Below are 6,285 nucleotides of genomic sequence, written 5' to 3' on the forward strand. Positions count from 1 at the left end.
TCTATCATCAGCTCGAAGCGCAGCACCTACTATGCCCTCTTCATCAAGGATGGGGCACAAGCCGAATACCCCATCTACAGCCGTAGCGTGCGCTCTCCAATCCTGGATGTTCGGCCCAGCCGTTCCTTGCCGCCCGTCGAGCGCTGCACCGGTGTTAATCCGACCCAAGCAGCGAAGTCACGACCCGATCGGAACGTCTCCGCTGGCGGCGCAAGCGCCTCTATGGCGGTCGCGATCAGGGGGCCGATCCCAGGCACAGTCATCAAACGTCGGGTCGTGTCATCTGCTTTGGCGCGGGCAGAGATCTCCGCGTCCAACGCGCCGATCTGCTCTTGTAGATGACGCAGCCCCTCAACGAGCAGAGCAAGGCACGAACGAGCAGCCCCCGGCACACTCGAGGTGGGATCCTCGATATGTGCGATGAGGCGCCCGACATGGAAAGGGCCCTGTGGTGCGATCAGACCGTATTCGGAAAGATGGCCGCGGATCGCATTGATGAGTTGAGTGCGCTGACCGACCAGGATGTCGCGGGTTCGGAAGACCACGGCAGAAGCCTGCTTTGCTTCGCTCTTCACAGCGACAAAGCGCATGGTCGGGCGCTGCGCCGCTTCGCAGATTGCTTCTGCATCGGCGGCATCATTCTTCTGACGCTTGACGAAAGGCTTCACATAGGCCGGCGCGATGAGCCGGACCGTGTGGCCGAACTTCCCGATCTCCCGGCCCCAATAATGGGCGCCTGGGCATGCTTCCATCGCTACAAGGCAAGGCGGCTGAGCTGCAAAGAAGCCCAGCACCTGGTCACGGCGCAGCTTCCTGCGGAATACGACGTCTCCCGCTGCACTTGCTCCGTGTGCCTGAAAGACATTCTTGGCCAGATCCAGGCCGATGGTGCTAACTTCCGTCATGGGCGCCTCCTCTGAGTGGTTGAGAACACCTCCACTCTGGCACACCGAGGCCGTTGGGGGGCGTCCACATGGGGTAATCGCGGGAGCGACGCACCCTGGAACCAATCGTAGCCTTGGAGGGTGGCTGTTCCCCGATAAGATGAAGGTACGGGTGCGTGTTTCAGAAATTCGCGGACACCCATTCCGCTAATTCGCGGACAGCGATTTCAGTAATTACGGGACAGTGTGGAGTGCACCCCAGCTGCGCGTACTGCGCGAAACTGTCCGCGATTTTCCTTGTCTCAGTCTGAGGATGCACTCCAGGACCGTCCGGTATCACCGGAATACGCACGGGTGGAAATATGCACAAACATACAAACATACAAGACATAGATATATATCCTGCCAACAAATAAATATAAACCAATAGCAGACTTCCAATACCACGCAAAAAACGACAAGCGTCTGGACGGCAGAAATAACACGCGTTTAACTGACACGGACTACAATCGCACATTAGCATTATTGGTGCGTCATACCTCCCGCTCATCTCGAAGAGGCGTCCTTTCGGCGTAAGGGTCTCACGTGCGCCGTTTTGAATTGCTCTGTCACCGTCTATGATTCCGGTCCAATAAGGCCGAACGAAGCAACGCCTGCAAAGGGTCGATCAATTTCCTATATAAACACTAGAATGTCACGGATCCATCATACCTTGCGTGAATCGCATTCTCCGCCTCTCCGCTCCGCTTCATTCCTTAATTGCGTCTTTCACTATGGTGCGCCCCACGTTTGTTGGCAAAGAGATTACCGAAACAGATCCACGTCGCCTGGAGCATTTACTCCTCAGCGCGAATGTCCGCGAATATGGGGACTTCTGTGATCTCGTTATGCAGAGTCAATTCGAGTTCCTTGCGGGCCCACATCCTTGGATTGCTCCGGCAAAGCTTGCGGACCTCTGGCAAGTGCCGCTCATGGACGACCCGACCAACGGTATCCGGACTGAACAGATCCTTGAGTCGATCGCTCAAGGGTCCTCTTTCCTCTACCTCTACTTGCCGAAGGAGGTCGCGAGAGCATGCTGTCAACAGCAGAGTCTCGCTCCTATTCCTGGGCGCCTACGCGTCGGTGGAGAATACCTGCTGGCAATGGAATTCCCGCCGCACGATGGAAGGACTGCAAATGAGATCGTGAGTATCTACCACGACTTCGGTTGTAGCAACGCTACCGTCGAAGACGTTGAATTTTTCGCGGCCGTTCCGCTCACTGGTTTGTTCGAAAGGCTCCGCAACCGCCTCAACCTACGTCTTCGCGGCGGCCCGTTTGGGCGGTTTGATATACCGGTTGTCGGGCCTTCGATATTTGAGGAGGACGAGGAGGAGTAAGGCCCGCAGTGTTTCCGCGGATAGGGCCTCGCCGCCATCGGGCTTTGGCTTTTTAGTCGAGTATGTCGTGGGTCATGTTTGTTTCGGAATTCCGTTTGCTTCCGTTTGTTTATCGTTTGTAGCCGACGACTACCTGTCGGCTCGTACCGCCGTCTTTTTATTTTGGTCTATTGTTGGCCTTATGTTGGTCTCCGTTGTTGTGTCTGTGCCGCCTACCGCCTATGTGCGAATTATTAAATAATAACGTGATTTCTCACCTCGTGTTTCTTATTGATTAAGCTCCCCACGATGCCGTTGGCTTTTTAACGTTCATCGCTTTAACAGATTGGATACTCTCTGACTGGCGGTTCTGTATTAGCACAGCTGTATATCGCAGGCTAACATCTGCTACACCTTGTTTCACTAAACGCCATATGTCGCAACCGCGCTAACACATAGCCGAATGCATGGCACTAGCTATGCAAACTTTGTGTAACTGCAGAAAATGACATGCCTGCCCGCCCGCCCGGGCCATACGTAGATCTTCGACTTACCCGTCGAGGCCATGATCCCTACCGTTCCGTAGCCACCAGCGGTCAGCAGGATGATCATGGCTCGCCAAACATGCTTTTGCGGCGATCCCCGCGCCCGCCACGATCGCTTCAAGCCGCGCCCTGGCCGGACATGGCCGACCCGAGATCTTCAACACGGACCAGGAGCCAGTTCACCAGCCTCGAGTTCACAGGCGTGCTGACGGCGGCGAGCGTGTCCATCAGCATGAATGGCAAAGGTGCCTGACGCGACAACGTCTTCGTGGAGCGGTTGTGGCGAACCGTCAAATACGAGGAGGTCTATCTGCGCGCCCAGGCCAAGACCGGATTGGCGCACACGCGGATTGACGCCGAAGTAGCTCACCAGCTTTTGCGGTTCGCCGAAGCGCCCGATGTCGGCAACCGGGCAGGTCGCAGGGCCGGCCAGCTACCGCGAGCTCGCCACTCGAATACATCACATCGGCCTGCCCGCACCTAGCGTGCTCCTGCTGTCCCTAATCCCGGATGGCGCACCATACGCTGAAGATCACTCATCTCCCAGCAAGATCGGATGGCACCGTCATGATCATACCGGTTATAAGCGCCATCGAGGCACTGAACTCGAAGCTGCGGCGTGCTGTGCGAACGCGCGGCCACCTCCCCACTGACGACGCGGCGATGAAGCTGCTTTATCAGCTTCTGAACCACGCGGCCGAGGATTGGAAACGACCGCCGTGCGAGAGATTCGAGGCCAAGACCCCAATTCGCCGTCATCTTCGGCCAGAGGTTCGTCAGCCAATGACGAGAACTGGCCTCGCGCACAGAATCCTTGGCAGTCCCCCTGATGAGGCAGCAAAGTTGACGATCAGCGATGTCCAGCTGGGCGCGGCGGATCTCGCCACGCGCAAGCCGCCATGTCGAAAAGGGCGCCCATTCCGTACTCGTCATGATCGTGCCCGATAGCACACCACCGCAAACCTGAGAATACCGGACAACATCACCCCGATCTTCCTGCCGTGCCACGCGCGCCGGAACTCATGCACAAACAAACAAACATACAAACATACAAACATACAAGACATAGATATATATCCTGCCAACAAATAAATATAAACCAATAGCAGACTTCCAATACCACGCAAAAAACGACAAGCGTCTGGACGGCAGAAATAACACGCGTTTAACTGACACGGACTACAATCGCACATTAGCATTATTGGTGAGTCATACCTCCCGCTCATCTCGAAGAGGCGTCCTTTCGGCGTAAGGGTCTCACGTGCGCCGTTCATTTAAATTGCTTGGGCAGAAGTTGACGTCCGCTCATTTTGCAATCCGGCCAACCATCGTTTGACGTGACAGGTTGTTGATTTTGCAATCCGGCCGCCCTTTGTAACACGTTAAAGTAGTGCCCCTTGGACTGCACGGAAGGAAGCTGCGACTCTATGCAACCGAATGGACACGCCCAACGGATGCATTTTATTGCACCGCAACGGCAACAACCGGACCTTTCAATATTATAAAATTCGGCCCAATAAGAAAGATCCCCTCTCTGTATCCAATCAGGAAAAGCACCCCTCTCTATATAAGTCTCATTTCCTCAGTGCATCCACCACACAATCAACTCTCCTCATTCTATATAAACCAAACTCTTATCTTCCATCATACTCACCATGGCAGACAACTATCCAACCTACACACGCCCCAGCTTTGACAGCATCTGCCTGACGGGGTTGCCCAAAGACGAGCTCTGCGAAGGCCTTAAGGGGGCAGTCAAAAAATATAGTGCTTACCTCAAGCGGGTCATGAAGGCTCAGGTCAAGTGGCTGGCTGAGGCGCGGATTCATGAACAAGCTGCGGGACTTCCTCCAACAGATTTTGGGGCACTCGAAACGGTGCCCTGTATGACCGCAACTCCAATGTTTGGCTATAGGGAACCGATCGAGCTTAATCGCATCCCTGCAGATCCCGCCCTCTTGTATGCCTATTTGCCCACAGAGCTTGTACAAGCCTGTGTTGAAAACAGGAACTTAGAAGCAGTCCCAACTAAATATTTTCCTGGGGTGGTGCTGGCGTTCGAACTCTCTCCATACACTCCGTGGATCACTCCTAAATCTGTGGTTAGTAAGTACCACCAGCGATGGTGCAGTACAGTGGAGCGTGAGGACCTGCAGTCTTTCCTCGCTATCTTTCCCACTGACCGCTTCACTGCAGAAGGAGACGGTGTATGGACCCGCTGTATAACAAGAGGGCACTTCGACATCGTGGCCCATGGAGAGATGAGTTGGCCCTCTAGGCCTAGCACTTCTGACACTGACTGGCCGACAGCAACTGGTTGGGAGTAGTGGTGTCACCCTCGCACCCAACACGCGGTGTTGGTCATGGCTCTCATCGCAATGTTTACGGCCGTCTCGTTTGCTTGTTATAGTATTTGTGTTACCGTTTGTGTTGCCCAGCTTTTTTGTTATTTCTTGTTTTTGCGCCAGCGGCGCTTTGTCATCCAGCGAACCTATTCTAATGCTTTGTTTGTGCGCTGTCTTTCAATTATCTTTTCGATGCTTCCGTTTTTCCTAGTTGTCAGTCTTTGTATTCACAGTGCTTTTTGTACTGTTCAAATCAAAGACAATTAATAAAACGCTTGAATACATTTGGTGTTGTTAGTTTACTTTAGATGTCTCGATGTTCTGATTTCACTAACAGTTATTTTGTGTGTCTAATTAGTCACTTAATACGATTTTGCTGTTCAGTTATGCCTTCAGGATACTGTCGTTTGGCAGGCGCTGCCTCGAAAACAGGCGCCAAAGATGGAATCTAACACTTGGTGCCCACGTTTGACGGCAGCGATGATTTTGTCGGGGTCGGCGGTCCAAGTGAAAGGTTTGGGTTTCTGGTTGTGCTCGACGAGGAAGCGGTTGATTGCCGCCTGAAGGTCGACGACGGAGTGGAAGACGCCTCGCTTGAGACGACGCTTCGACAATTTGGCGAAGAAGCCTTCGACCGCGTTGAGCCACGAGCACGAGGTCGGCGTGAAGTGGAAGGTGAAGCGCTGATGGCGATCGAGCCAGGCACGCACTTTGGGGTGCTTGTGAGCGGCGTAGTTGTCGAGGATGACGTGGACGGCCTTGCCGGCCGGCACTTGCGTGTCGATGGCGTTGAGGAAGCGGATGAACTCCTGATGGCGGTGTCGCTGCATGTTCTTGCCGATCACGGTGCCGTCGAGCACGTTGAGGGCGGCAAACAATGTGGTCGTGCCGTTGCGCTTATAGTCGTGTTGGTGTGGACGCCTTCCCTTCTTCATGGGCAGGCCGGGCTGGGTGCGGTCGAGCGCCTGGATCTGGCTCTTCTCGTCGACCGACAGCACGATGGCGTGGGCCGGCGGATCGACATAGAGGCCGACGACGCTCAGCAGGCCCATGCGAAAAGTTTACATCAATATATATCCTGCCAACAGCCAGACCACCTCGGCTTTGCCGTTCCGCTCTGTCGGATGCGATATCCTGCCAACCAGCCAGA

General features: G+C 54.5%; 2 protein-coding genes and 5 pseudogenes. 4 read left to right on the forward strand and 3 right to left on the reverse strand.

The genetic code is table 11. The features are described 5' to 3' along the window. Nucleotides 1-80: 80 nt before the first annotated feature. Nucleotides 81-905: pseudogene (locus tag ACWGS9_RS33680) on the reverse strand (IS110 family RNA-guided transposase); the annotation flags it as partial. Nucleotides 906-1,600: 695 nt separating this feature from the next. Between ACWGS9_RS33680 and ACWGS9_RS33685 the strand changes: the two are divergent. Continuing rightward, on the forward strand, nt 1,601-2,266 hold the full coding sequence (locus ACWGS9_RS33685) for a RolB family protein (protein WP_454509265.1): 666 nt from the start codon (nt 1,601-1,603) through the stop codon (nt 2,264-2,266). A gap of 650 nt (nt 2,267-2,916) precedes the next feature. Continuing rightward, nucleotides 2,917-3,109, forward strand: a pseudogene (locus ACWGS9_RS33690) (IS3 family transposase); the annotation flags it as partial. 3 nt (nt 3,110-3,112) lie between these two features. Here ACWGS9_RS33690 and ACWGS9_RS33695 read toward each other — a convergent pair. Continuing rightward, a pseudogene (locus tag ACWGS9_RS33695) lies at nt 3,113-3,196 on the reverse strand (transposase); the annotation flags it as partial. 164 nt (nt 3,197-3,360) lie between these two features. Here ACWGS9_RS33695 and ACWGS9_RS33700 point away from each other — a divergent pair. Beyond that, nucleotides 3,361-3,577: pseudogene (locus ACWGS9_RS33700) on the forward strand (transposase); the annotation flags it as partial. Nucleotides 3,578-4,445: 868 nt separating this feature from the next. Continuing rightward, nucleotides 4,446-5,117, forward strand: a complete 672-nt coding sequence (locus tag ACWGS9_RS33705) for a RolB family protein (protein WP_454509266.1) — start codon at nt 4,446-4,448, stop codon at nt 5,115-5,117. A 410-nt stretch (nt 5,118-5,527) separates the two neighbouring features. Here ACWGS9_RS33705 and ACWGS9_RS33710 read toward each other — a convergent pair. Beyond that, a pseudogene (locus tag ACWGS9_RS33710) lies at nt 5,528-6,181 on the reverse strand (IS630 family transposase); the annotation flags it as partial. Nucleotides 6,182-6,285: the final 104 nt, after the last annotated feature.

The organism is Mesorhizobium sp. Arg314, assembly GCF_053714275.1.

What these genes read in the sequence shown, in the direction of transcription:
- ACWGS9_RS33705 (WP_454509266.1), top strand. Translation starts at nt 4,446, where the DNA reads ATGGCAGACAACTATCCAACCTACACACGCCCCAGCTTTGACAGCATC.